The organism is Geomonas edaphica, assembly GCF_004917075.1.
Taxonomy (GTDB): domain Bacteria; phylum Desulfobacterota; class Desulfuromonadia; order Geobacterales; family Geobacteraceae; genus Geomonas; species Geomonas edaphica.
Genome location: NZ_SSYB01000001.1, coordinates 447,894 through 473,912, shown reverse-complemented (window position 1 = coordinate 473,912; position 26,019 = coordinate 447,894). Strand labels below are relative to the sequence as shown.

General features: G+C 59.9%; 24 protein-coding genes. 7 read left to right on the top strand and 17 right to left on the bottom strand.

Going from position 1 to position 26,019, the window contains the following annotated elements; all coding sequences use genetic code 11:
- The first annotated feature begins 85 nt into the window (after nucleotides 1-85).
- Nucleotides 86-967: a hypothetical protein gene (locus E8K79_RS02020; protein ID WP_246043671.1), complete on the top strand. Its 882-nt coding sequence runs from the start codon at nucleotides 86-88 to the stop codon at nucleotides 965-967.
- 12 nt (nucleotides 968-979) lie between these two features.
- Here E8K79_RS02020 and E8K79_RS02015 read toward each other — a convergent pair whose 3' ends face one another.
- The gene (locus tag E8K79_RS02015; protein WP_136513250.1) at nucleotides 980-2,953 is read right to left on the bottom strand and encodes a (Fe-S)-binding protein; all 1,974 of its coding nucleotides are present in this window, start codon (nucleotides 2,951-2,953) and stop codon (nucleotides 980-982) included.
- A 71-nt stretch (nucleotides 2,954-3,024) separates the two neighbouring features.
- On the opposite strand from E8K79_RS02015, the gene E8K79_RS21055 reads away from it, so the two are divergent.
- A complete protein-coding gene (locus E8K79_RS21055; RefSeq protein ID WP_162604583.1) occupies nucleotides 3,025-3,165 on the top strand; it encodes a hypothetical protein in 141 nt (46 codons plus the stop codon).
- 35 nt (nucleotides 3,166-3,200) lie between these two features.
- On the opposite strand, the gene E8K79_RS02010 is transcribed toward E8K79_RS21055, so the two are convergent.
- The 4 genes from E8K79_RS02010 to E8K79_RS01995 all read right to left on the bottom strand — a co-directional run bounded on the left by E8K79_RS02010 (nucleotide 3,201) and on the right by E8K79_RS01995 (nucleotide 7,220).
- Nucleotides 3,201-4,538 (bottom strand): FAD-binding protein, encoded by a 1,338-nt coding sequence (locus E8K79_RS02010; protein ID WP_136513249.1) that lies wholly within the window; start codon nucleotides 4,536-4,538, stop codon nucleotides 3,201-3,203.
- A 106-nt stretch (nucleotides 4,539-4,644) separates the two neighbouring features.
- Nucleotides 4,645-5,457 carry an electron transfer flavoprotein subunit beta/FixA family protein gene (locus E8K79_RS02005; protein ID WP_136513248.1) on the bottom strand — a complete coding sequence of 271 codons (813 nt, stop codon included), beginning with the start codon at nucleotides 5,455-5,457 and terminating at the stop codon, nucleotides 4,645-4,647.
- A gap of 102 nt (nucleotides 5,458-5,559) precedes the next feature.
- Entirely contained in the window at nucleotides 5,560-6,363 is an 804-nt protein-coding gene (locus E8K79_RS02000) for a GNAT family N-acetyltransferase (protein WP_136513247.1), read from the bottom strand.
- A 2-nt stretch (nucleotides 6,364-6,365) separates the two neighbouring features.
- Nucleotides 6,366-7,220, bottom strand: a complete 855-nt coding sequence (locus tag E8K79_RS01995; RefSeq protein ID WP_136513246.1) for a radical SAM protein — start codon at nucleotides 7,218-7,220, stop codon at nucleotides 6,366-6,368.
- 497 nt (nucleotides 7,221-7,717) lie between these two features.
- Between E8K79_RS01995 and draG the strand changes: the two genes are divergently transcribed.
- Complete coding sequence (gene draG / locus E8K79_RS01990) at nucleotides 7,718-8,656, top strand: ADP-ribosyl-[dinitrogen reductase] hydrolase (RefSeq protein WP_136513245.1); 939 nt, start codon at nucleotides 7,718-7,720, stop codon at nucleotides 8,654-8,656.
- Between the two features lie 291 nt (nucleotides 8,657-8,947).
- Here the strand turns inward: draG and E8K79_RS21050 are convergent, their stop codons facing one another.
- The 10 genes from E8K79_RS21050 to nifV all read right to left on the bottom strand — a co-directional run bounded on the left by E8K79_RS21050 (nucleotide 8,948) and on the right by nifV (nucleotide 19,790).
- Entirely contained in the window at nucleotides 8,948-9,109 is a 162-nt protein-coding gene (locus E8K79_RS21050; RefSeq protein ID WP_162604582.1) for a hypothetical protein, read from the bottom strand.
- Between the two features lie 4 nt (nucleotides 9,110-9,113).
- Entirely contained in the window at nucleotides 9,114-9,905 is a 792-nt protein-coding gene (locus E8K79_RS01985; RefSeq protein ID WP_136513244.1) for an NAD(+)--dinitrogen-reductase ADP-D-ribosyltransferase, read from the bottom strand.
- Between the two features lie 90 nt (nucleotides 9,906-9,995).
- On the bottom strand, nucleotides 9,996-10,325 hold the full coding sequence (locus E8K79_RS01980) for a NifB/NifX family molybdenum-iron cluster-binding protein (RefSeq protein ID WP_135870020.1): 330 nt from the start codon (nucleotides 10,323-10,325) through the stop codon (nucleotides 9,996-9,998).
- A gap of 154 nt (nucleotides 10,326-10,479) precedes the next feature.
- Nucleotides 10,480-10,743, bottom strand: coding sequence for a ferredoxin III, nif-specific (fdxB, locus tag E8K79_RS01975; protein ID WP_135870021.1), 264 nt, complete (start codon nucleotides 10,741-10,743; stop codon nucleotides 10,480-10,482).
- Nucleotides 10,744-10,855: 112 nt separating this feature from the next.
- On the bottom strand, nucleotides 10,856-11,245 hold the full coding sequence (nifX, locus tag E8K79_RS01970) for a nitrogen fixation protein NifX (protein ID WP_135870022.1): 390 nt from the start codon (nucleotides 11,243-11,245) through the stop codon (nucleotides 10,856-10,858).
- A gap of 86 nt (nucleotides 11,246-11,331) precedes the next feature.
- A complete protein-coding gene (locus tag E8K79_RS01965) occupies nucleotides 11,332-14,088 on the bottom strand; it encodes a bifunctional nitrogenase iron-molybdenum cofactor biosynthesis protein NifEN (protein ID WP_136513243.1) in 2,757 nt (918 codons plus the stop codon).
- 143 nt (nucleotides 14,089-14,231) lie between these two features.
- Nucleotides 14,232-15,695 carry a nitrogenase molybdenum-iron protein subunit beta gene (gene nifK, locus E8K79_RS01960; RefSeq protein WP_136513242.1) on the bottom strand — a complete coding sequence of 488 codons (1,464 nt, stop codon included), beginning with the start codon at nucleotides 15,693-15,695 and terminating at the stop codon, nucleotides 14,232-14,234.
- Nucleotides 15,696-15,755: 60 nt separating this feature from the next.
- Nucleotides 15,756-17,198, bottom strand: a complete 1,443-nt coding sequence (gene nifD, locus E8K79_RS01955; protein ID WP_136513241.1) for a nitrogenase molybdenum-iron protein alpha chain — start codon at nucleotides 17,196-17,198, stop codon at nucleotides 15,756-15,758.
- A gap of 44 nt (nucleotides 17,199-17,242) precedes the next feature.
- Entirely contained in the window at nucleotides 17,243-18,112 is an 870-nt protein-coding gene (gene nifH, locus E8K79_RS01950; RefSeq protein WP_135870026.1) for a nitrogenase iron protein, read from the bottom strand.
- 535 nt (nucleotides 18,113-18,647) lie between these two features.
- Complete coding sequence (gene nifV, locus E8K79_RS01945; protein ID WP_136513240.1) at nucleotides 18,648-19,790, bottom strand: homocitrate synthase; 1,143 nt, start codon at nucleotides 19,788-19,790, stop codon at nucleotides 18,648-18,650.
- A gap of 579 nt (nucleotides 19,791-20,369) precedes the next feature.
- Here nifV and E8K79_RS01940 point away from each other — a divergent pair.
- The 4 genes from E8K79_RS01940 (at nucleotide 20,370) to E8K79_RS01925 (ending at nucleotide 24,000) form a co-directional block, all read left to right on the top strand.
- On the top strand, nucleotides 20,370-20,747 hold the full coding sequence (locus E8K79_RS01940; RefSeq protein ID WP_136513239.1) for a response regulator: 378 nt from the start codon (nucleotides 20,370-20,372) through the stop codon (nucleotides 20,745-20,747).
- Between the two features lie 58 nt (nucleotides 20,748-20,805).
- Nucleotides 20,806-21,621, top strand: a complete 816-nt coding sequence (locus E8K79_RS01935) for a glycosyltransferase family 25 protein (RefSeq protein WP_136513238.1) — start codon at nucleotides 20,806-20,808, stop codon at nucleotides 21,619-21,621.
- 71 nt (nucleotides 21,622-21,692) lie between these two features.
- The gene (locus E8K79_RS01930) at nucleotides 21,693-22,352 is read left to right on the top strand and encodes an HAD family acid phosphatase (protein WP_136513237.1); all 660 of its coding nucleotides are present in this window, start codon (nucleotides 21,693-21,695) and stop codon (nucleotides 22,350-22,352) included.
- 133 nt (nucleotides 22,353-22,485) lie between these two features.
- Nucleotides 22,486-24,000, top strand: a complete 1,515-nt coding sequence (locus E8K79_RS01925; RefSeq protein ID WP_136513236.1) for a HAMP domain-containing methyl-accepting chemotaxis protein — start codon at nucleotides 22,486-22,488, stop codon at nucleotides 23,998-24,000.
- Between the two features lie 145 nt (nucleotides 24,001-24,145).
- Here the strand turns inward: E8K79_RS01925 and E8K79_RS01920 are convergent, their stop codons facing one another.
- Entirely contained in the window at nucleotides 24,146-24,898 is a 753-nt protein-coding gene (locus E8K79_RS01920; RefSeq protein WP_136513235.1) for a DUF1499 domain-containing protein, read from the bottom strand.
- A gap of 70 nt (nucleotides 24,899-24,968) precedes the next feature.
- Entirely contained in the window at nucleotides 24,969-25,970 is a 1,002-nt protein-coding gene (locus E8K79_RS01915) for a methyltransferase (protein WP_136513234.1), read from the bottom strand.
- Between the last annotated feature and the right edge of the window lie 49 nt (nucleotides 25,971-26,019).

Below are 26,019 nucleotides of genomic sequence, written 5' to 3'. Positions count from 1 at the left end.
AAAACTAACCGGCCTCATTTACACAAGGATAAAATCATCTATCATAGCCATTGTCTTTACATGCCAGTCTCACAGCGAGGTGTCAATGACAATGCACGAGGATTTCCTAGGCAACCACAGCCATAGTCCCGCAGCGCAAGCGTTTCATCGTATCTCTATATCCGAGCAGGCTGCCGAGGTAAAGGCAAAGCTGATTCACAACGTCAGACGAAACTCCAAAAGGTACGGCGTTCTTACCTCCTCTCACATCCTGACCGTCATCGCCCAGGACCTCCCCGCCAACTTTCATCGCCCGCTTCTGGAATCCATCTCGCACGACCCGCTCTGCAGTGACATCCGTACCCTTTCGACTCAGTCGGGGCAGCTCTTCTTCTACTCGATCGCCCATATGAGCATCGAAGATGCCGCGACCAAAGGGCAACTAGAGGAAGTAAAGTTAGCCATGGCAGAAAGGATCCGCAGAGACTCACGCATCGCCTCGGCACTCACGCCACTAAACGCTATGTTTGCGCTTTTCCCAGAGATAACTCCGGTGAAGGTCTGTGCCATGCTGAACGAGATGCAGACACAGGCGCACTACCGGGATATAAAAACGGTCTCTTCCACGAGCGGCGAACTTTACCTCTACTGCGACGCCCATGTAACAGAGAAGTACGCAAGCATGCTTGCGAAATCCGCGGTCAGCGACGCCTGCCAGACCATAGTCGATACGGTACGGGAAGAGTCGCGCCTCTACCCGAGACCGACGAAGGTCTCCGCCTTCACAAGTCAGGTCTACAGCATCCCCCCCACAACGCTCCAGCCGTGCATCGTTCGGGTGCTCAATGCAACAGAATACGAAGACATAAGGAAGCTGGTGCACCCGGAGACCGAGGCTGAATACCTCTACTCGAACCTGCACATGACCGAAGAGCAGGCGGTCGCGCTTATGAAGTGGCTCGAGGAAGGACGACAGCCTTCGACATGATACCGTCCGGCACTAAAGCGCTAGAGCGACGACCTCGGCGATGTCCTTCACCTGAGTCGTGCTTCCGGATACTTCCTTTATGCCGTCCTCGAACATGGTCATGCAAAACGGACAGCTGACACAGACGGTAGCCGGGCTTTGCGCCAGCGCTTCCCCCACCCTGTTTCGGTTGATCGGCGTCCCCTCGTGCTCTTCGAGCCACATCCTGCCGCCACCTGCGCCGCAGCAGAAGGCGTTCTCGCGGCTGCGCTCCATCTCAGCGGATTCCGCTCCGGTACTTTTCCGCAACACCTCGCGCGGCGCATCGTACACGTCGTTGTGACGCCCGAGATAGCATGAATCGTGAAACACCACCTTCCCGAGATCAACCCTCTGCGATAACTCGAGCCTTCCACGCTGCATGAGATCCAGGATCAGCTCGCTGTGGTGCATCACCTCTAATTCGATCCCGTACTGGCGATAGTCGTTCTTGAGCGTGGTGAAACAGTGCGGACATTGGGTGATGATCTTCGCAACCCCCTTTTCCCGGAACTGCCGCGCGTTCTCCTGCGCCATCTGGTCGAAGAGGTATTCGTTGCCGAGGCGCCGCATGCTGTCGCCGCAGCATTTTTCCTCCTTCCCAAGGACTCCGTAGGAGACGCCCGCCGCGTCGAGCACCCTGGTGAGCGCTACGCTAACCTGCTTGTTGCGCGCATCGAAGGCCCCGGAACATCCAACATAAAGCAGATACTCGGTCTTTCCCGCCTCGAACGGGCGCAGCTCCAGCTGCGAGCTCCACTTTCCCCGCTCAGAAGGCGCCATCCCCCACGGGTTCGAACGCTGCTCCATGTTCTCGAAGAGGTTCAACAGTTCCTCCGGAAACCGCGCCTCCATCTGCACCAGGTGACGCCTCATCTTGACTATCTTCGGCAGATGCTCGATGAAGACCGGGCACGCCTCCATGCAGGCGCCGCAAGACGTGCAGCTCCAAAGGGCGGCTTCGCTCGTCGCATCCTTCCCCTCCCCCCCGACGAGCGAGACGCAGCGCTCCGCTTCAGTATCGCCGGCGAGTTTTTCCATCACGGCACCGTTTCGCAGCAGGTTCTCCTTGATGGCATGGATCACCTCACGCGGGTTCAGCGCCTTGCCGGTCGCCGCCGCTGGGCATGACTGCTGGCAACGGCCGCACTCCGTGCAGGAGAAAGAGTCGAGCAGGTCCTTCCAGGAAAGCCGGTCCACGGTGGCGGCTCCGTAAGTGCTGTTCTCCATGAATTCTTCGCGCTCCTGGGTGTTACTCTTCCCCATGGTCCGCAAGAAGACGTTCGGTATGGCGGTGAGTATGTGCATGTGCTTGCTGTACGGCAGAAAGTTCATGAAACCGAGCAGCACTACGGCATGGATCCACCAGAAGAGCCGTCCGGCGGAATCCAGGTTGGCGGCAAGGGGCGAGGTCTGGAGCAGATGCGCGGCAAGGTTGGACACGGGCGTTGCCGCGGACGTCGCAAGTGCCCCCTGCGCAATGCGCACGCCGTTCAGTCCGAAATAGGCGAGCATCAGGGCCGCGATCATCGACAGGATCAGGTACGCCTCGAAGGTCCTGGCACCTTTAAAGGGCGGGTTCGCGGTGCGGCGCACCGCGGCCACGGACACCGCGACCAGCGCGGCAAGCGAGCAGACGTCGAACAGGAACAGCAGGGTCGCATGGACCGGCGCCGGGAGCAGATCGAAGGATAGCGCAGGAACGACGCCGGAAACGAGAAACTCAAGGTTGGCAGCGGCGAGGACAAGGAAGGCCCAGAAGATGACACCGTGGTTCACGCCGAAGGGGCGACTCACCACTCGTTTCTGTCCCACGGCGTAGATGAGCATCTCCCTGAAGCGGGCGACCGGCCGGTCGAAGCGGTTGTCACTGGTGCCGACGGCGACCAGCGCCAGGCGGCGATAACAGCTCACCGCGAAAGCGGCAAGGGAAAGAGTCAAAAGGGAGATGAATAGAGTCTGTTCCATGGGTGCTCCGTTAAAGTTGCAGGAAATTTGGAAGAAGCGGCCTTTGCCCCCTCCCCTTGCGGGAGGTTCATATGGAAATTCCGGGGATGGCGAAAAAAGTGGCCCACGACGCGCCGCAGGTGATCTCGCGCTCCCCCCTTTGCGAAGGGGGGAACGTTTGGCAGGCTTACTGCTCCGAGGCAACACTCACGTGCCTCCACGTAATTTCCTGAAAAACCTTCGCAAAGGTGGGAACGTGCTGCCATGCTCACTGCTTCGAGACTAGCGCACATGCCTCCCCGGCATTTCCCTTCACATCCCTGATCCCGGCGGTGAGTGCCGGGATCACTTCGAAGAGGTCGCCGACGATGCCGAAGGTCGCCACCTCGAAGATGGGCGCTTCGGCGTCGCGGTTGATGGCGATGATGACGTCGGAGTCCTGCATCCCGACCAGGTGCTGGATGGCGCCCGAGATGCCGCAGGCTATGTAGATCTTCGGACGCACCGTCTTCCCAGTCTGTCCGACCTGTCGGTCTTGCGGGAGCCAACCTGCGTCGACAGCGCTGCGCGAGCCCCCCACCACACCACCCAGTTCATCGGCAAGCTCTTCGAGCATGGCGAAGTTCTCCTTCGCCATGAGGCCGCGGCCGCCGGAGACGATGAATTCGGCTCCTGCCACGTCGACCTTCTCCTTGCCCCCCTTTTCGGTGATGACCTCGAGAACGCGCGTGAAGATCGACGCCTCGGTGACGGGACAGCTCTCCTCTATGATGATGCCGGTGGTGCCTGCGCGCTGCGCCGGCATGGGCATCACGTGCGGACGGACCGTCGCCATCTGGGGACGGAAGCGGTCGCACATGATAGTGGCCATGATGTTGCCGCCGAAGGCCGGGCGTGTCTGCATCAGGTTCCCTTTTTCATCGATGCCGAGACCGGTGCAGTCGGCGGTGAGCCCGGTCTTCACCCGTGTTGCCACGGCGCCCGCGAGATCGCGTCCCATCCCCGTCGCCCCCATCAGCACGACTTCGGGCTTATGCTTGCCGATAAGGTAGCACATCGCCTCGAGGAAGGGCTCGGTGCGGTACTGGCGGAACACGGGATCGTTGATGAGATAGGCCTGGTCGGCCCCGTAGCTGAAAGCGAGGTCGGCAAGAGGCTGGATGCCGCTGCCGATGATCACCGCCGAGAGCGGGACACCTAGCTTGTCGGCTAGTTCGCGCCCGACGCCGGTGAGTTCCCAGGAGACCTTGGCCGCTTCGCCGTCGTTTTGTTCGATGAAGACCCAGACCCCCTTGTAGGCCGAGATCCTGCGTCGGCGCTCGAGTTCCTCGTCATCCGCCTCCTCGCCGCCGTGTTTCTCGAAGCTCGCGATGATGGTCAGCTCCTCCGGGGTGTAGAACATCTCCAGGGCGCCGGCCGGGCACGCCTTAACGCACTTCACGCAACCGATGCATTTGTCGGCAGCGATGACCGGCTCGCCCTGTTCGCTCATCTCTACGCCGTTCACGGGGCAGACGCTCTGGCAGCGTGCGCCGCAGGCGATGCACTTGCCGCTTATCACCCGCGCCTTGCCGCGCGGCCTTTTCAACTTTTGTGGTTCAGTCATGGGGTCACCTGTTTGTTTTAGTGCCAGTCCGACTGGTCCGACTGGTCCGACTGGTCCGACTGGTCCGACTGGTTTGGCAGCTCGAGAGCTCCAGCAGCTTCGACTGCTACACCGCCAGCATATCCCCCTCGATCAGCCGCTCGAGCAGCAGGCGGGCGGCACCAGCGGGGTCGTTCATGCCATCGCCGACGATCTCCCCTTCCTTCCTCTCCGGGGAGAAGATCCGGCTTACCCAGGTGGGGGAGCCCTTGAGTCCGACGCTGTTCACATCGAGCCGCAACTGCTCGTTGCTCCAAACCTCTACTTCGGCCTTAGCTGAAGCAAGCCGCATGGGGACAGTCGGGTATCGCGGCCGATTCAATTCGCGCACCACGGTGATCATCGCGGGCAGTCGCGCTTCCACGATCTCGTAGCGCCCCTCCAGCTTGCGCCTCACCGTAATCGTCCTCTCCACCAGATCTATCTTCTCGATCCGGTCGACAAGGGTCAGCTGGGAAAAGCCCAGACGAACCGCGATACCGGGCCCAACCTGGGCGGTGTCACCGTCGATGGTCTGCTTGCCGCAAAAAACGATCCCCACTTCTTCATCTTCGCGGAGTTTGGCGATGGCAGCGGAAAGGACGTTGCTGGTGGACAGGGTATCGGCGCCGCCGAAGACCCGGTCGGAGAGAAGGACGCTTCGGTCTGCTCCGAGCGCGAGCGCTTTTCTGAGCATGGCTTCCGCGTTGGGCGGCCCCATGGAAAGCGCCACCGCCTTGAAACCATGACTGTCCTTGAGGCGCAGACTCTCCTCCAGGGCGTGACTGTCATATGGGTTGATGATGAACGGAATCCCGTCTCTCACCAGCGTGTTGGTCACTGGATCGATCTGTACCTGCGTCGTATCAGGAACCTGCTTGATACAGGCAACGACTATCATACGCCCTCCATTAATGGCATAGCCTCGGGTTAAACATTGTACTTACCGGCTTACAGCAGTATTAACATATCAAATTACCAACTTATGATTCATCATCGCTAATCACCCCATACTTCCCATACTTGCCAAGGCATAGACGCTTTGAGGATGGTAGTAGGGAACGGCTCCAAGATACATCAGTGCATTGTTGCCACGGATCGAGAAACCTTTGCGTGCAAGCAGCGAGGCTGCCGCAACATTGCCGGCGGGAACATCCAGAAAGATAGGCTCGGCGGTGCTACATATAGCGAGTTCAAAGAGAGCTGCCACCTGCTCGTCTCCGAGCGCACCCCACGGTCCCACTTGCATCCCCCCCTCCCAATGCTGCGTACAAAGAAAGGAGGCCTCCGCGCAGAACACCCGCCCCCTGCTGCTGGTTACCTGTAGCAAGGACTCGCGCCGGTCACCCCAGCCGTAAGCATCCACCTTCCCGATGACGTTCCGGTCAATGGGAGCTGCGGAAAAGGGTGTGCGCACGACACCCCCCTCTCCCACCCAGCGGTTGATGCTGTCGATGGTGACGAAACCAAGCTTGCGGTAAAGATCCACACCTTTCGCCGATGCGGTGAGCCAGACCGTTTTAACACCCGCACAAAGCAGCGCGTCAATAGCGCCGCGCATCAGTTCCATCCCGATGCCGCGCCTGCGGTGTCGCGGGGCAACTAGCAGGTTGCCGATCCAGCCGCTTTTGTCGTGGCGCACCGCGGTTACGTAACCCAGAACCTCGTTTCCTTCCCGCTTCACAAGACACCCCTTTGGGAAGGTCTGCAGCAGGAACTTCAGTTCCCACTCGCCGCAAACCCACCCCTCGTCAGTACCCAGGGCGATAAAAGGGGCTATATCGTCGTCGCGAAACGGTGCCGTCATGATCAAAGGGGCGTCGTGGCAAGCTGCAGGTTTTCGCCGATGAGCCCGACCGCGTCGGCCCGGCACTGCTTGCAGTGTTTGAACTGCCCTATGGTCTTCTCGTTGTCGCGGCGCAAGGCATCGAGCCTTTCCACCGAGGGGGCTTCGATGTGGGCGAAGTCGGCCTGCGGGATGAGGGGCATGATGTTCATCACGAAGGCGCCTAATTCCTTGACCTTCTTGGAGATGAGCGGTATCTGCTCGTCGTTGACTCCCGGGATGAGCACCGTGTTGATCTTTATGGTCATCCCAAGCTCGGCCGCCAGCCTGATCCCCTCCAACTGGTTTCTCATCAGGATCTCGCCCCCTTCTTCGCCGGTATAGGTGGTGCCGTTGTAATGCACATGGGAGTAAATCCTGCCCCCCACCCTGGGATCGAGGGTATTGAGCGTTACGGTGAGGCTGTGCAGCCCAAGCGCATGCAGAATCGGCATCTTGTCAGGCAACAGCAGGCCGTTTGTGCTCATGCACTTGATGAGGTGCGGGAATTCCTGGTCCACGAACTGGAACGTCCGGAAAGTCTCGTCGTTGAAAAGCGGATCACCCGGACCCGCTATGCCGATCACCTTGATGATCGGGCCGGTTATGGGGCTCGCCATCACCTCGCGGACTCTGACGATCGCCTCTTCCGGAGAAAGCAGACGGCTGGTCACGCCGGGGCGCGATTCATTGGCGCAGTCGTGCCGCCTGGTGCAGTAACCGCACTTGATGTTGCATTTGGGAGCCACGGCGAGGTGCATCCTGCCGTTTTTGTGGTGGTTGCCGCCAAAGCAGGGATGCCCCTGGATCTTCTCCATCTTTTTGCACGCCGTTGCCATGATATCCTCCTTGATCCTCGCTCTAGGCTGGTCCTGAAAACGAAAAATGCCCGGTCGGATAGTGTTCTCCGCCGGGCATCGTTGCCGTCAATGTGAGATACCTCTTTGTATCTGTTGATCCTCGTTGAGCATTTAGCGTGCCAGCTTCCGGGCTGAAGACGTCTACACAACCTCACGATACGGCGGTTAAGCGGATTCATGGCGGTCTCAGCGCCTCCACATCCATTGCAGCAAAAGGGTTTAAGGGCTTTTATACGACATCGCCGCCGTAGTGCCTGATTGTGCCTGACAGTGCCAGTTGTAAATGGGCGGTGGCGCTGTCAGCAACAGGCTGTGATGCCTATCAGGTACCCATGAGACTATTTTTTGTGCACGGCAGGCCGGCATAACCTTCCTGAACACGTTTCGAAGAGAAGCGCAAACCGCAGCTTCACGCGCTTCCGTCGCAGCATGAGCAATTTCAAGGCGATCGGAGTGGATATTGCACCGTAGTCTGCATGAGCTTCCATTCCTTCCATAGCGAGACAGTATCCAGAGCGCGGGGGGCCTTCATCGGTCTCGCGGTTGGTGACGCGCTCGGGGCTCCGGTTGAATTCATGACCCGTGGCGAGATAAAGGGAAAGTACGGCGTCTTAAGGGAAATGGTTGGCGGCGGATGGCTCAGGCTCAAACCGGGACAGGTGACCGACGACACGGAGATGTCGCTCTGCCTCGCACGGGCCATCAGCAGGGCCGGAGGTTGGAGCCTAAGGGACGCCGCCGACAACCTCGCCGCTTGGCTTAAGTCCAAGCCGATAGACGTCGGAGACACCTGCCGGCGCGGCATTCGGAACTACATGCTGCACGGCACCACGGAGACCCAACCGAACGAATGGGACGGCGGCAACGGCGCCGCCATGCGCACCCTTCCAGTCGCCCTCTGTACCGTTGGGGACGCCACCCTTCTCGAGACCTGCACCATCGACCATGCCCACCTGACCCACAATCACCCTCTCTCCGATGCGGCCACCCTTTACCTCGGCCGCTTGCTGCATCTGGCCCTTGCCGGCCGTTCCATGCAGCGCATGAGACGCGAATCTGCCGACCTGATTTCCCTCTACCCGAGTTTCAATTTCGAGCCGTACAAAGGGCTTGCCTCAGGCTACGTGGTCGACACCATGCAGACCGTCTTCCACTGCTTCTTCAGATCACGTTCTTTCGAGGGATGTGTTACAGAAACGGTAAACCAGGGAGGTGACGCCGACACGACAGGCGCCATAGCCGGCGCACTTGCCGGTGCGTACTACGGTGAGGAATCGATTCCCGCACGGTGGAAGAAGAAGCTGCCCAAGGCACTTTTGCGCGAGATTGTTGAGCTCTCGGAGCAGTTGGTGCAGCTATCGCCGCTGTTCAAAGAAAGGAACTATAAGCACGAAAGTTCTCTACATCACTATTGATGGCTTATCAATGGCACCCGACGGCTCATCTGTCGCTCCCAACGACTCGTCCATCGCTCCCAACGACTCGTGCATCGCTCTCAACGACTCATCCGTCGCTCCCAACGACTCATCCATCGCTCTCAACGACTCATCCACCGCTCCCAACGACTCATCCACCGCTCCCAACGACTCGTCCATCGCACGCAACGACTCATCAGTCGCGCTCAACGACTCATCAGTCGCGCTCAACGACTCATCAGTCGCTCTCAACGACTCATCCGTCGCCCCCAACGACTCATCCAACGCTCCCTACGACTCATCCATCGCTCCCAACGACTCGTGCATCGCTCCCAACGACTCGTCCATCGCTCTCAACGACTCGTGCATCGCTCTCAACGACTCGTGCATCGCTCTCAACGACTCGTGCATCGCTCTCAACGACTCGTGCATCGCTCCCAACCGCTTATCCATCTATCTACACCGTACATATGATCCGTCGGACCCGGAACTCCCCGCCGACCACAAGACACTCCCCCTCCCCTTTCAGTATCGAGTTTGGCAACAGCTCACTGAAAAAGAAGATCTTGGCTAGCGGGACCTGAACCTCCCAGACGATGAACCCGAATTCCCAAGCGCGCTCTTCATCGGTGGTGAATGAGTTCAGGTTGTTGAGGCGCACGATCTCTTCGCGCTTCGAAACGGTCTCCAGTATATCGTACTCCGAACGCTCGAAGGTCCCGCGGTACAGGATGAGGTGCTTACGGTCGGGATAGCGTTTGGCGAGTTCGTACTGGCAGTATTCGTAAAGCAGGTCCAACTGGGAATTGATGGCGGAGGTCCGCGCACTCCCCTTGGTTCGGTCGACGGCGTACTGCAGGTAGTTTTGGTCATGGATACCGGTTATGCGCACGTTGTGGAAGGTAGGTGGAAGCCCCATCCGGCTCTCAACCCATCCCTTCAGCACGGCGCCCTCCACCGAGTTGGAATCCATCATCCACCCCCTTAGAAAGCGGAGGTAGCTGTTTTTGAGGCTCTTGCGCGCCAGGGCGGTTTCCTGCTGCCATTGATGCAACTGGAATTTCACCGACATGTAGTCGTTGAAGACCGAGGCGCGCTCTTCGGCGGAATCAATGCCGTCGAGCTTGTCGAAGAGGAAACGGTTCACCGCACGCACCCCCTGGATCTCGAGGGTTTGCGGGTGGTCGTTGAAGTGACGGGAAGCGATGACCCACGGGGGAAGGTTGCAGTGGTTGAATGAATTCTCCATTGAATCGCCACTTTTGTTACGGATTAAGGTTAAGGTTGGAATCCGGGACTCGCACGGGTTAGCCGGAGTCCCCAGCAAGTACCCGGCTTTCTATAGCACTTTGGCAAGATCCTTCAAGACGGGCTCTATCTCGCCTTCTATCACGTACGGCTCGACACCGAGGCGTTCTAGCTCAACCTTGGGGGCTTCGCCGATCATGGAACAGACCACGGCACGGCATCCTTTGAGGGCGTCGGCGGTATCCTTCAGCGTGTGGGCCCTGAGCGGGTGCTCCGGATCGAAGCGGCAGTACTTCTCGACCGGACGCTCCTCAACGAAACTGACCGTGTCGTCCTCGACCCGATAGATCAGGAAGCGCTCGACATGCCCGAAGTGCTGGTTGATTTCCTTGCCATCTCTGGACGCGACTGCAAAAAGCATCGGAACCTCCTAAACACAAATCAATTGGAAGATCCAGCCCCCTCCCCCCGGAGGGGGGAGGATGGGAGGGGGGAAAACTGATCGAGCCGCTGCGCCCCCCTCCCTTCCCCTCCCCCTCCGGGGGCGGGAACTAGTAGATCCTGAATATCTGTCCTTACGCCACCACCGGTTCGAAGGTGAAGCATTTCTTCGAGCAGGTCCTGCCGCATGCCTGGCAGCCGATACAGTTGCCGGGGTTCTCCACCTTCATGAACATCTTGGCGGAATCGTCCTCGTCGACCTCTTCGAAATTGAGCACACTGTGGGCGCAGACCTTGAAGCAACGGCCGCAGCCGATGCAGGTTTCCTCGTCAATGGAGGTGATGAACTGCGGGGTCCACTCTTTCTTGTCCTTGGTTAAACCGGTGATGTAAGCCATGGCAAATCTCCTTTTTTCGATGTATTGACTGCTGATTATCGATTCATTGCTTTAACCTTTACTGTTCCTGCAACTCTCCAGGCGTCCGCTCCACTGGAGGGGGAGGAGTTGGCTACTCCTCGTCGAGGAAAGAAGTCGCATGGTCCTTGTTCATCGCCTTGCGCAGCCAGGGCGGCGGGTTACCTCTGAGCACCTCCTGCATCCGTTCGATCGATTCCTTGAGCCCCACCTCCACGTTGGTCTTCATGGGATGGATGCGTTTGGCGACCAGCTTGGCCGCGGCCGGACCGCCGATCTGCATGGTATAGACGATGGCGCAGTCACTAAGAAGATTCGCCCTCGCGGCGATGCGGTCCTCCTCGTCGCTGCCGCTTTCGCCGACGGTGAGGGTCTGAACGTAGTGCGCTTCCTCCGGCCCCACTTCCCACACGTGAAACGAATCAGCTTGCCCGAAGTGCATGTCGATGGATTCACCGGTTTTACTCGTAAAAGCGATCTTCATAGCGGTCTCCTTTGAAGGCGATGCCAGGATATTACATCTGCCGACGCCCTCACCCTGCCCCTCTCCCAAGGGGAGAGGGGACTGTTTTAGTTGTGCGCCAGCTTCTGCGCTTCTTTCGCATTTGCCTGGAAGATGTTGGCAACCTCGAAGATGAGGTTCAGCGTTCCCTGGTAGCCCACCCACATCTTGTGATGCGAGCCGAGCCGGTCGAACACCGGCATCCCTGTCCTCAGGTGCGCCCCTATGCCCAGCTTCTTCGCGGCCTGCCTGCCGTTCGAGTTCGCCACCAGGAGGTCTGCACCGGCAGCACTCTTTTCCAGATCTTCCAGATCTCCCACGAAGAGATGCTCCACCGGCAACTGGTCAAGCCCCCGCGTCCTTGTCGCGGCGATGGCCACCTGGATGTCGCAGCCAAGGCTTGCGAGGAAAGTGGTCATCCCCTTCAGGTGGTCGGCCTCCAGCGCCAGAGCGATCTTCTTCTGCCCGAACTGGTAATGGCAGTCGACCATGGCGTCCATGAGACGGCTCCTCCAGCGCCTGAGCTTCTCGGGAACGGGACGCCCGGAAACCTTGGCAAGCGTCGCCATCAGGAGGTCGGACTCGGCGAGTCCCGTGATCGAGGTGAAGCCGTAACTCGGGATGCCGTACTTGTCCTTCAGAACTGCGGCGGCATCGGCCAGCGAATCTCCAAAATAGAGCGTCGCCTGGCTTCTACCCGCAGCCTTGATCCGTTCCACGGCTATCCCCCCTACGGACAGGGCGGAGACCGTCGCGTCGATGTGTCCGTCCAACGCGTTGGAGATGTCGGGTACGACGATCGGGTCGAGCCCGAAAGACTGGCACAACTCCGCGATTTCCTCCACTTCCGCCGGTGTCAAATGACACCCAGGCAGGATACTTACCTGTCCAGGTACTGGGATATCCCCTTCCGGGATGGTGGCGAGAATCGCCTCGACCGCGGCGGCATATCCCTCCTGCATGGAGCCGCAGTAGTCCGGGGTGGATGCGTGGATCACCGGGATCTGATCGTGCTCGGGATGCGCCTCGCGGAACTTCACGATCGCGCTACGCACGTCGTCCCCCATGGTCTCTGTAAGACCGGTGGTCATCACGCCGACCACCGCCGGCTTGAACTTCTCCATGACGCGGTTCAGCCCGAGCTTCAGGTTCTCCCACCCGCCGAAGATGGCGGCTTCCTCGCTCATGCTGGTCGAGTTGAGAGCGATGGACTCCTTGAAGTGACGCGAGAGCTGCAGCCTTATGAAGGTTGAGCACCCCTGGGCGCCGTGCAAAAGTCCCAGCATCCCGTCGATACCGAGGTACGCGAGCGTGGCGCCGAGCGCCGGAGAGTTCTTCTGCGGGTTCACCGTCGCGTGCTTCGTCGGGACTTTCACACGGGAAGCTTTCATGTCGAGGGCGGCAAGGCGCTCTGCGTGTCCCGCGGCGAACGCGAGATCCTTTTCCAGCGAGGCGGCGTCCTTCTCCCACGGCGCCTTCGCGTTCAGAGCGGTCCAGATCGGGTTGTTCACGGTCAGGTCGAGCTGCTTTGCGAAGGTGACCATGCCTGAATAACCGGCGTAGGGGTGGCTGCGGCCGTGGTTGATATCCAGAAAGGGCGTTTTGGTCTTGAGGGCCAGGTATTTTGTCTTCCCTCCGGCAACGATCAGATCGGGAAGCTTGTCGTACATAACGGATAAAAGACCGGCCGTGCTGGTGTCCGCGATGATGGAAGCGTCCTCGTGCATGAGCGCCTTCATGCGGTAGAAGTCCTCAAGCGTGGAGTTTTGAGTACCGGCGGCGAGGATGTCGACGCCAAGCTCGGCCAGCGCGTTAACCATGGACCATGTCTTGACGCCGCCGGTGAAGAGAACCGCCCTCTTCCCGACGAGCCGCTCGCGGTAGGGCGCCAATTCAGCGCGGCAGGCCTCCTCGCACTCGGCGATAAGCGCCTCGACCCGCTCCTGCATAACCCGCTTCTCCAGGCCGTTCACTTGGTCGTCCAGCTCACGGGCGATGTCGCGCAGCGCCTTCGCCACGTCGGTCATGCCGTAGAAGGATTCCTCCAGGTACGGGATGCCGTAATTCTTCTGCATCTTCTTGGCGAGGTTGGTGAGACTCTTCGAGCAGACGATGATGTTCAGCTTCGCTCGGTGTGCGTAGCGCAGGTCCTCGAATTTGGCGTCGCCGCTGATGCAGGAAAGGACACGAATGCCGAGCCGGTCGAAGAGCGGCAGCATCCCCCACAGGTCGCCTGCGATGTTGTACTCGCCGATCAGGTTGATGTCGTAGTCGGTGGTGTACTCGGGCTCGGCGGTGCCGATCACGAATTTGAAGAGGGTCTCCCCCGCGAGGCGGTTGCCGATGTTCTTGTCGCCGATGAAGCCGGGGGTGTTAACCGGGATCACCGGTACGCTCACCTTGTCGCGGGCCGCCTTGCAGACCGCTTCGATGTCGTCGCCGGTCATGGAGGTGACGCAGGTTGCGTAGACGAAGATGGCCTTCGCCTCGGGGTAGCGCGCCGCGAGTTCCTGGATGGCGCGGTAGAGCTTCTTCTCGCCGCCGAAGATCACGTCGTTTTGCAGCATCTCGGTGGTGAAGCCGCGGCGGTAGATCTGGGAGTCGGAGGAACGCGCGCCGCGGTTGTCCCAGGAGTTTCCGGCGCAGGCGATGGGGCCGTGCACTAGGTGAATGACGTCAGTTATGGGCATGAGGACGACGCGCGCACCGTCGTAGGCGCAGCTGCGCTCGGTCCCTTCGCCCGGTTCGGATTTCTTGCAGAACTTGGGAGCACCGGCGTCGTGTGTCTCGCAATCTGTCGTGTCGTACCAATCCGGCTTCGCCATTGGAGCCTCCTTTTTGTGTGCGGTTTGAGATGGGCGGGGCTGGCTGTGGGTCCAACCAAGGCAAATCCCCCCGGCCCCACCTTCCTAGACCGAGGCGTTACGTCACAGGCCTCTGAAGGGAGGGGGCCGGGGGAGATACCGGGTTACCTCATCATCTCGAAGTTGCGGTCGTCGCAGGTCTCGTCACGGATGTCGATGAACTTGTTGCAGATGGTGGTGAGCATGTTGATGGCGCCCTGGTAACCGATGAGCGGCATGCGGTGCAGGTTCACGCGATCAAAGATCGGGAAGCCGAAGCGGAACAGCGGCACCTTGGCGTCGCGGGCCATGAACTTGCCGTGGGTATCGCCGATGACGGCGTCGACCGGATCGGTCATGAGGAGGCTCCGCATATGCCAGAGGTCCTTGTTGATGTAGATCTTGCACCCGGCGCCGTAGGGAGAGCCGTCGAGGAGCGCCTGCAGCTCTTTCTCGAGCTTCTTAGTCCCCTTGCTGCAGAGGATGTGGTACGGACGCGCACCCATCTCCAGAAGGAAGGTGACGTACCCTATCAGGTAGTCGGGGTCGCCGTAGAGGGCGAACTTCTTGCCGTGGATGTACTGGTGCGCGTCGGTCATGGCGTCGACGGCGCGCCCCCTCTCCGCCTTCAGGGATTCGGGGATCGGCTTGCCGAATTCCTTTGCGAGGGTCATCAGGAGCTGGTCGGTCTTTTCAACGCCGAACGGGGTCGGCATGGAGATGTGCTTCCCGGAGAAGTTGTCCTTGATCCAGTTGAAGGTCTTGGCGCTCGCGTAGGGAGCGACGGTAAGGGTCACCTTCCCGTTGATGGAATCGGCCGCATCCTCGAGCGGCGTGCCGCCCGGATAGGCGCGGTAGGTGCCGTCGAGCGGGGAATCGAAGGATTCGGAGATGTCGGCAAGCAGCGTGTACGGGATGCCGATCTCCTTCAGGATCCTCTTGTACTCGCGGTAGTTGCCGGTGTTGGCGTCGAACCCGGCAATGAGGTTCAACTTACCGGTGCAGCGCCCCTCGATCTTCTTCCCCTCGGTGAGGGTCTGCAGAATGGAGAGGAGCATCGCGTCGTAGCCGTGAACGTGCGAGCCGTTGAAACTCGGGGTGTTGGCATAGGGGAGCGGGTAGTCCTGCGGCACGATTCCCTTGTTCCTCGCGTTCTTGATGAACGCGGTCAGGTCGTCGCCGATGACCTCCGGCATGCACGAGGTGAAGATCGCCATCATCTTAGGCTTGTAGATGGTGTAGGCGTTTTCCAGCCCTTCGTGCAGGTTGTTCTGTCCCCCGAACACCGCGCCGTCCTCGGTCATGGAATCTGACACGGCCGGCGCCGGCTCGCGGAAGTGACGGTTGAAGGTGGAACGGTAGTAGGAGGCGCATCCCTGGGAGCCGTGCACGAAGGGGAGCGTCCCCTCGAAACCGTGCGCGGCGAGCTCCGCACCCAGCGGTTGACAGGCGTGGGCCGGGTTGATCACCAGCGCCTGGCGGGCGAAGTTCTTCTCCTTGTACTCCTCGCTATTGATCCACTCGGAAACCCGGCTCACTTCCTCTTCGGGTATCTCGGTGACGTATTTCACGGCAGCTTCTGCAGTCATAGTATTGCTCCTTTCGGCCGGAGACTAATCCGTCACACGGCGGTAGGTCTGGTTTGTGTTCTAGAAGGGTGCGTTCACGAGTTTCCATGTCGGGCTGTTCACCGCCATGTCGATGTCGCGGGCGAAGATCGGGAAACCGTTGTAGGCGTGGTAAGGACCGGAGTAATCCCAGGAGTGCATCTGCCGGAACGGGATCCCCATTTTCTGGAACAGGTATTTCTCCTTGATCCCGGAGCCGACCAGGTCGGGGCGCAGCTCGTTTACGAACTGCTCGAGCTCGTGTTCGGAGGCGTCGTCGTAGATGACGGTCGCCTCGGGCATCTCGGGGGAGGTCCTCTCGTAGTCGTCGCCGTGGGCGAACTCGTAACCGGAACCGACCACGGTCATGCCAAGGTCCGCGTAGGCGTTCACGGTGTGACGGGGGCGCAGGCCGCCGACGTAGAGCATTACCGTCTTACCTTCCAAGCGCGGCCGATACTCGTCGATGACCGCCTGCATGATCGGGTCGTACTTGGCGATGACCGCCTCCACCCTCTCCTTGATGTAGTCGTCGAAGTACTCGGCGATCTTTCTCAGGCTCTCGCGGATCTTGGTCGGGCCGAAGAAGTTGAACTCGACCCAGGGGATGCCGTACTTCTCTTCCATGACGCGGCACATGTAGTTCATGGAGCGGTAGCAGTGGATCAGGTTCAGCTTCACCGTGTGGGTCGCCGCGATCTTTTCGAGTTCGCCGTCACCAGTCCACACCGCCTTGACGTTGAGCCCTATTTCCTCAAGCAGAGGTTTAACGCTCCAGACGTCGCCGCCGATGTTGTAGTCGCCGATCAGGGCGATGTCGTACGGGCTCGCCGGCTCGCGGAACTCACGGGTGCCGATGATGTGGTCGCGGATGGTGTCGTTGGAGATGTGGTGGCCAAGCGACTGGGACACGCCGCGGAACCCCTCGCAGTTGCAGGGGATGACCGGGATGTCGAGATCCTTCGAGGCAGTCTTCGCCACCGAGTTGATGTCGTCACCGATGAGGCCTACCGGGCACTCGGAGAGCACCGAGATCCCCTTGGCGAGCGGGAAGAGCTCGTGGGCTTCCTCGAGAAGGGTCCTGAGCTTCTTGTCGCCGCCGTAGACGATGTCTTTCTCCTGGAAGTCCGAGGTGAACTGCATGGCGAACTGGGAGACGCCGTTCACGCCGGTGACGAGGTTTCTGCGCGTGCCCCAGGAGTACCAGCCGCAGCCGACCGGACCGTGGGAGACGTGCACCATGTCGCGGATCGGACCCCAGACAACCCCTTTGGCACCGGCATAGGCGCAACCACGGGCGCTCATGATGCCGGGGACGGTCTTGCGGTTGCTCTTGACGCAGGCCCCCTCCCCCGCGTTCGGGGCGAGATGCGGCGCCCTCTTCTTCTTCGCTTTATCGGGATAGATCTCCATGGCGGCGTCGATCATCGCCTGCGTCGACTCCATGGTGATACAGTCTACCTTCTTCTTTGTTTCCTTAGACATATCTGGCTCCTTTTAAGGGGCGGCGCCGGCCGCCCCTTCCCGAATTAGACCGCTGCCGCCTCGGCCACGCCCACGATGCTCTCGTCCTCGGCCTCCATGATGCCGAACTCCATGAGCAGGTCTTCCAACTCCTCCATCTCGAGCGGGGTCGGGACCACCAGCATCTTGTTGTCTGCGATCTTCTGGGCAAGGGTGCGGTACTCGTTGGCCTGCGGGTGTTCCGGGGAATACTCGATGACGGTCATCCTGCGCAATTCGGCGCGCTGCACCTGGTTGTCGCGGGGGACGAAGTGGATCATCTGGGTGCCGAGCTTCTTGGCCAGAGCGTCGATCAGTTCGTACTCCTTGTCCGTCTTTCTCGCGTTGCAGATCAGGCCGGCGAGCCTCACCTTGCCGGAGGAGGCGTATTTCAGGATCCCCTTGGCGATGTTGTTGGCGGCGTACATGGCCATCATCTCGCCGGAGCAGACGATGTAGATCTCTTCCGCCTTCCCTTCGCGGATAGGCATCGCGAAGCCGCCGCAGACGACGTCGCCCAAAACGTCGTAGAAGACGAAGTCGAGGTCCGGTGTGTAGGCCCCGTTCTCCTCGAGGAAGTTGATGGCGGTGATGACGCCGCGCCCCGCACAGCCGACACCCGGCTCCGGTCCGCCGGACTCGACGCACTTCACGTCGCCATAGCCGACCTTCATCACATCCTCAAGCTCCAGATCCTCCACCGTGCCGAGTTCGCGCACGAGGTCCATGACGGTGGACTGCGCCTTCGCGTGCAGGATGAGGCGGGTGGAGTCCGCTTTGGGATCGCAGCCTACGATCATTACCTTCTTGCCGATGGAGGCGAGGCCTGCCACGGTGTTCTGTGTGGTGGTGGATTTGCCGATGCCGCCCTTGCCGTAAATCGCGATCTGTCTCATGTCTTCCTCTCCTTTTGGTTGCCCCGCCGACCGCGTCCACCCTCAGGCTGGAGCGCTTAGTCACCGTCGCCGGCCTATCCGGCAAACCTGGCACCTGGCATGCTCCTGTTCGGGGCGGGCTGCGATGCGGGGCTCGTTTGATTTGCGGGGGCCCTAAATAAAAAAAAGGCGCTCCGTTACTGCTAACGTGGGCGCCTTTGCCAAAACTCTCGACGGGATACGACGTCGTATCCTTTATTCGGTTGTTGTCTTACTATTAGCAGCTACCGTGCCAAGTTGTAACATGTAGCTGTTACAGGGTTTTGCCGATTGCGTGTGCTTCTTCTGCCGCCTTCGAAGTTGTATACCGGGGCAGCTGCCTAACTATTGTGCACCCTTCATTGGCGACTTTTGGGACTTCTGTGGCTGCTCACTACGAAGTGCTACACGATCCCTAGCTTCCCCCTCTTTACGAAGGGGAAGCCTGCCCCCCGTAGCGCGCTTCCCGCAAAGGGGGGACAGGGGCGGAGTTGCCTTGTTCAGATCAATCAAGCAGTTATGCCGCCAGCGAGACGGCGCGACCCTCGTGCAGCTTCAACAGGTCCCGGGGGGCCAGGGGGCCCTTGATGCGCTGCGCGGTGCTGCGCACCTTTTCCATGAGTTCCTGCGCCTCCTCCCTCGAAATGGGGATACCGATCTGGCGGTAACTCTCGACGATCCCGTTCGTGCCGGAATGTTTACCGGCGACGATGTGCCGCGTGAGCCCCACCTCCTCCGGTGCGAAGAGCTCGTAGTTACGCGGATCCTTCAAAACCCCGTCCGCGTGCAGTCCGGACTCGTGCGCGAACACCTTCTCCCCCACCACCGCTTTCCAAGCCGGGACCTCACGGTTCGAGGCGCGCCCGACGAGCCGGGAGACGCCACGGAAGCGTCTCGTGTCGATACCGACGTCTATGCCGCAGGCCACCTTGAGCGCCATCACCACCTCTTCAAGAGCCGCGTTCCCCGCCCGCTCTCCGAGACCGTTCACCGTGGTACTGATGCTGCGTGCCCCTCCCCTCACCCCGGCCAGGGCATTCGCCGTGGCGAGCCCAAGGTCGTTGTGCGTGTGCACCTCGATCTCAAGCTCCGGCACAGCAGCGGTGAGCCGCGCTACCTTCTCGAACATCCCGAACGGTTCCAGGACGCCCAGGGTGTCGCAGAAGCGGAAACGGTCGGCGCCGTGCGCACGGGCGATGGAGAGAAGCTCAATCAGGAAATCACCGTCGGCGCGGCTTGCATCCTCTCCTCCCACGCAGACGTAGAGCCCCTTCGCCTTGGCGAAATCGAGAGCCCGCTTCAACTGCTCCTTCACCCACTCCCTCGTTTTATTGATCTTGTGCTGGATCATGATGTCCGAAACGGAGAGGGAGATGTCGACGGCTTCGACACCGCAGGCAAGGCTCGCCTCGATGTCCGGTATCACCGCGCGGTTCCAGGTGATGAGCCGCGCCGACAGCCCCAAGTCTACGAGCGCCCTGATCGACGCCCTTTCTTCTTCCCCCATCGCCGGAATGCCGCATTCCAGTTCGTGGACCCCCATGGCGTCCAGATGCCGGGCGATGGCAATCTTCTCGCGTGCGCTGAACACAACACCCGCGGTCTGCTCGCCGTCGCGCAGGGTAGTGTCGCCGATACGTACCTTCACTTCCTCACCCATGTCGCCTCCTTCCGGGGAACATGCGCCCCCTGTCAAAGCGTGACGGGCGCCGTTGCCCGGAAGCTGCGTCAACCGCAACCTGAACATGCCTTTGAGCAGGAGCTGTGCCAGATGAATGCGAGACTTCGGTATACGGGCAGACGCGCACACCTCAATTTCGTGCCTCGGGTCGCCCCCTCCCCTTGCGGGAGGGGGTACTGGGGTGGGGGAAGAGGCTATCATTTCTGCTGTTTGCGGCTTCACCCACCCCCATCCCCCTACCGTAAAGGGAGGGGGCGGTACGAGTGCCGTTCTTGGTGAAATAGCAGAAAAGAACGTTTTGGGAGCAAAGGAGTGCTTAGGTCGGGATGACTTGGCGTGATGCGCAGGCTGACCTCGCATTATGCGGCGCGCTTAAAATAGCGGCACAATGAGCGGTCCATAGACTGGAAGCGCTCTTCATCAGGAGGACACTTGGTCATAGAAGTCCTCCCTGTGAACTTTTTCGTTGTTCCACATTAACCCTGGTGCTATGATCCGGCCAGCCAACCCACATATACATATTGCGGTTTTCAATTGTCACGAACGGAGGCATATGCCATGGCTTTGAAAGACGTACGGATACTTATCGTTGACGATGAGTCTTTTTTCCGTGACTCACTGCGGGAGACACTTGAGAAGATAGGTTTCACCGTGGTTGGGGAGGCGACAGATGGCAGACAGGCGGTGCGCCAATACCTCACCCACCGACCGCACATCACCATAATGGACGTGTATATGCCTGAGAAAAACGGCATCGACGCCACGCGTGAGATCCTCGCCATCGACCGGAGTGCGAATGTCCTGACAAGCAGCGCCTCGGACTGCGCCAGCGACACGCAGGCCGTGCTGAAAGTTGGCGCTAAGGGCGTGCTGAAAAAACCTTTCGAAGCGAGAGAAATCTACGACACCATCAAGACCGTACTGTGCGGCCGGTAATTTTAACCAAGGGGAATAGAGAACCATTACCTCGGATGAACTGATACGGGACGGGAATATGTACAACGGCTTCTACATCAATCTTGACCGCGACGTGCAAAGAAGAGAAAGCCTGGAGCAGCGGTTGGAGGAGAGCGGTCTTGCCGGCTGCTACCAGCGTTTCTCCGCCATCGACGGCCGTTCCATCACCTACGGTCCCGAGGCCGTTCCCGGTTCGGGGGTGTTGGGATGCACGCTTAGTCACCTGAGCATCATCAAGGGTCAGCTGGGAAGCAGCCGGCATGTCCACATCGTCGAAGACGACGCAGTGCTGCACCCCCACATCGGCCGGGTCCTTGAGAAGTTCGTCGAACTGAAGCAGGATGAGGAGTGGGATCTGCTGATGACCGACATCTTCCTGCCGCCGGACCTCTACCTCTTCAAATATCTGCACGAAAGCTATCAAAAGCTTTCCGCCAGCGGCTCACTCTCCTTTTTCGACATCGGGTCATGGGAATTCGCAGGCACCAACTCCTACTTCATCAACAAGCGCAGCATGGAGAAGTTCCTGCAGATGATGGAGCATGCTTTCCCGCTGGAGACGCCTTACGACCTGAGAATCAGGGAGCTTGCAAAGCGTGGTGAGATCAAAGTTTTCGTGTGTTTCCCATTCTTCAGCACCGTATCCGAACTGAGCAGCGAGTCCACTATATCCGGGGATTTTACACACGTGCTGCCGCTCACCGAGTACCGCCGTGCCTTTTACGTAGCGGCCGACTGGAAGGCCATCGCAGGCAACCTGGATACCATTTGTACGGAAGAAGCGGATACGCTAACCAGGATCTACCTCAACCTCATAAGGTGCCTGGTTAGTCCGCAGCACGAGGCATTCTAGCTCCACTCCCACCACATGAACCTCCGACGCTATAGGAATCCTGCAACAGGAAAACCCCAAGGAGATCTGCCATGAGAAGAATCCATGCGGCAATAGTGTCGTTTGTGCTGGTCAGTGCATTTGGCAGCAGCGCTGGTGCGGCAACTACGCGGTACGTCACCCTTCAAGGACTGGAAAAAAGCCTACCTGCCACTCCCATCGTCGCCGGTTTCGACATTGACGACACCGTGCTCTTTTCCACCCCTGCCTACTACTACGGGGCCAATAACGGAGAAGGCCCTGGCGGCACTAACCGCTACGGCGCCGATTATCTGGCGAGCCCTCAGTTCCGCAAGGACCTGAACCAGTACCTGGACAAGTTCAGCATGAAGAAGAAAGCAGGTGAGGAGCTGATCGCTATGCACAAGCGTCGTGGCGACACCATCGTCTTCATCACCAAGCGAAACTGCTATGACGACGATGCGGAGGTGATCCAGAAGCGCATGAACAGGCTGTTCGCGCTCACTTCTCAGGTCTTTTGCACCAACGAGCAGTCGAAGACTCCGTACCTGGAGAAAACCGGAGCGAGGATCTATTACGGGGATGCCGACACCGACATCGAATATTCGATGCAGGTCAAAAGCGACAAGGTAAGACCGATCAGGGTAGAGAGGAGCAAGATGTCGACCAACAAGGGGGGATACCACCCGGGGAAATACGGCGAGGAGATCCTTGCCGATTCGGAGAACTGAGAAGAACCGGCATAAAGGCCGATGACGGCGCGAGCAGGCCTTCGCCTTTCCGCTTAAGTAATTGTAAACAGTGCCGATAAGCCAAGGGCTATTGCAACTATCCGGCTAAGGTGCCGGAAAAAGGAGTTGGCCCATGTCTATATCTAAGAGGTTGTTCCTGCTGTTGGTCGTCGCGGTCATGGGGATGCTGGGACTCACCATCTTCAACGAGTTTCAAACCGGGAGGGTCTATACCGCCGCCAATTTTGGCAACGTCAACACGGTACCGAGCCTGGTAGCTCTCGGGCGGGCTTCTACGGCTATGCGCAACCTGCAGACCTGGACCCTTACCCACGTCCTGAACACCGACGCAGGCAGGATGGCGGAGCTCGACAGGTCGGTTCAGACCGAGAAAGACGAACTGGAAAAGGCGCTGAAGGATTACGATCAGTTGCTCGTCGACGACAAGGACCGGCAACTGTTGGCGAACGACCGTGCCGCGGTCGCCGAATTGTACGCCTTCACCGACAAGATCCTCTCCCTGTCCCGCGCGAACAAGAACGAAGAGGCGCGTGACTATTTCTCGCATAACCGCTCAGTCAGCAAGAAAGCCGACGACGTTTTCGAAGCGCATCTCCAATACAACCTTTCAATGTCAGACAAGGGGAGCAAGGAAGCGGTCGCCATAAAGAAATCCTCGCTGATCCTTGCCATCGTTTCCGCTGCGGTGGTGATAGCCATCGTGGTCTTCGTCGCACTCTTCATCATCCGTTCCGTTCGAGCCGTCGTCGCCGAGGTGCTTGACGCAGCCAACAACGTATCGTCCGGCAGCCTGCAGATGTCGCAGGGTGCAGAAGAACTGTCGCAGGGGGCCACCGAGCAGGCAAGTGCTGCGGAAGAGGCGTCGTCTTCGATGGAAGAGATGTCCGCAAACGTGCGGCAGAACGCGGATAACGCCCTGCAGACGGAGAAGATCGCCCTTAAAACGGCGGCCGACGCGAAGGAAAGCGGCGAGGCCGTCACCAAGACGGTCCAGGCCATGAAGGAGATCGCGGGGAAAATTTCCATCATCGAGGAAATCGCTCGGCAGACCAACCTCCTCGCCTTGAATGCAGCCATCGAAGCGGCAAGGGCTGGCGAGCACGGCAAGGGGTTCGCGGTCGTGGCAAGCGAAGTGAGAAAGCTCGCGGAACGTTCGCAAAAGGCGGCTGCCGAGATCTCCAGCCTATCCCAGGCAAGCGTGGAGGTGGCGGACAAGGCCGGCGAGATGCTGGCAGAGATGCTGCCGAACATCCAGAAGACATCGGAGCTCGTCCAGGAGATCACGGCGTCGTGCAAGGAGCAGGACACCGGCGTCCAGCAGATCAACAAGGCGATCCAGCAGCTCGACCAGGTAATCCAGCAGAACGCGTCGGCCGCCGAGGAGATGGCGAGCACCTCCGAAGAGCTTTCGACCCAGGCAGACCAGTTGCAGAGCGCAATCTTGCAGCTGACTGCGGGTGAAGGGAGCGGCAAACAAGGCGCCGGACGGCGCGTCCCCCCCGCAAAACCGCCCGTCAGAAAGACGCCCGCCCAGACACAAGGCAAGTCTGGTTCCAGCCAGAAACTCACCTATTCCGGGGCCGACCTCGATATGGAGGAGCGCGATCAGGGGTTCGAGCGGTACTGACGGGGTGGGATAAGACAGCAGCGTGGGGTGAAAAAACCGAGGGATGGACGCAGCATCCCCGGCCAGGCGTTCCCACGCTTGAGCGCAGGAACCATTACATTGCAAAGATGCCGCGACCGCGTGACGCTACGGTCGCGGCATCTTTTTATCTGGCGGCGGGCGCCATCTTCGCCAGGAAGGCCCTGATCCTCTTCGCGTTAGTCCCGACATCGCTGATACCGACCCTCGAAACCGAGCGGACGTCGAGGAGGGATCGGTCGCCGGCCGGCACGATCCTTATCGCGATATCGTCCTTGAAACCAAACCAGCGCGTCGTGTCGGTTGCCTCGATGATCCACTCCGCCGGACGCTCGGCCACCAAGGTCCACTTCAACTCCCGCGCGATCAAAAGCGCCCTTTTGTAGGCCTCGTCCGCAGGCATCGACAGCACCACGGTCTTGAGATCGGGATAGGCCTTCAACTGCTGTGTCGCGACGTCGAACCCGCCATACCGGACCCCAGCGCCACGCGCGCTGCTGATGGCCACGAAATGAGGCGGGTTGCTAAGGTCGGTGCTGATGTCGTGGATGCGCGGGTAGCTTTGCGCCTGGAAATTCCAGTAAAGCGGAATGGCGAAGGCAAACAACGCCACGATGAGGGCCAGCAAGGAGATGAAGATCCCCTTGAAGTGCCGCCGCCGGACCGACACGACAGAGGACGCCAGGGCGAGCACGGCGCAGCCGAAACCGATGTAGCCGGCAGCTTTTATCATGGTGAACCCGGTCCTGAAATTCCACAGGTTCAGCCTTGCGCCAGGGCCGGACGTGAATAGCAGCAGGAAGGCGCAGGCGGCACATGCAGCGGCGAAAAACGGCAGAATCAGACTTGTTCCGGCGGCTGAAGGTTTCTTCTCTTCCATACACCCTCCAATCGGGACGTCACCCCGAGTCCACCAAGACGTTACACCGGCACGCTGAGCCGGGGACCTGTCAGGAGACAATACCGGCGACCACGCCGGCACCGTTGGGAAGCTCGATGGGCAGGCGGCGCACCCCCTTTGCTCCAGCCGACTCGAGCATCCCGAAGAGCTCGCTCTCGCTGTAGGACTGCCCGTCCGGGGTGCCAAGCAGCATGTTCAGTGAGAACAGCACCGGGAAAACCGGGGCATCCCTCGTATCGTCGAGGATAAACTCCTGTACCAGGATCATCCCTCCCGGTTCAAGCGCCGCGACCGCCTTTTTCAGCACGCTCTGGCAGGCTTCGGGACCGATGCCGTGCAGCACATGGGAAAGCCAGGCGACGTCAAACCCGCCGGGCAGGTCGTCCTGCTCGAAATCAACGGCGATGAAGCCGATGCGCTCGGAAAGTTCGAAGCGGGCGACGGTCTGCTCTGCGAAACCGCGCGTGGTCGGAAGATCGCATATGACGGCGTCGAGTCCCGGATTTTGCCGGCAGAAATGTATCGCGTAGGTGCCGGGACCACCGCCCAGATCCATCAGGCGCCTGCGGCCGCTGAGGTCGATCTGCGGCACGATCTTCGGTGCGATCATCTGGGCTAAGTTGAACATCCCCATGAGGAAGCTTTCCCTTGCGCTCTCGACATCCTCGTGGGAGACGCGCTCCCGCACGGGATGGCCGGTCTGCACGGCTTCGTCGAGCCTGCTCCACCCGTTCACCAGGTGATGGTGATGCATGATGATGTGCCCGAGGTAGTCGGGTGAGGTGCGGGACAGGAACTTTGCCGCGAAGGGGGTGGCGAGGTACTCCCCTCCCCTCTTTTCGAGAAGCCCCAGTGCCGCCAGGGCATCGAGCAGCATGGCGAGAGCACGGCTGTCGCAGCCGCTCTCTTCAGCAAGCCTGAGAGCGGAGGACGGCGCGGCGGATAGGGGTGTGAAGACGTTCAGTTTCACACCGGCGTGGAGGGTACAGGTACTCCAGTAGCTTCCGGAAGTCTCAAGCAGTGTCGCGGGCGACCATTCTTTCTCTTCCACACTCCCCCCTGAAGTGCCGAGGTCGCCTTCGTAGGTGCCAAGACGACCA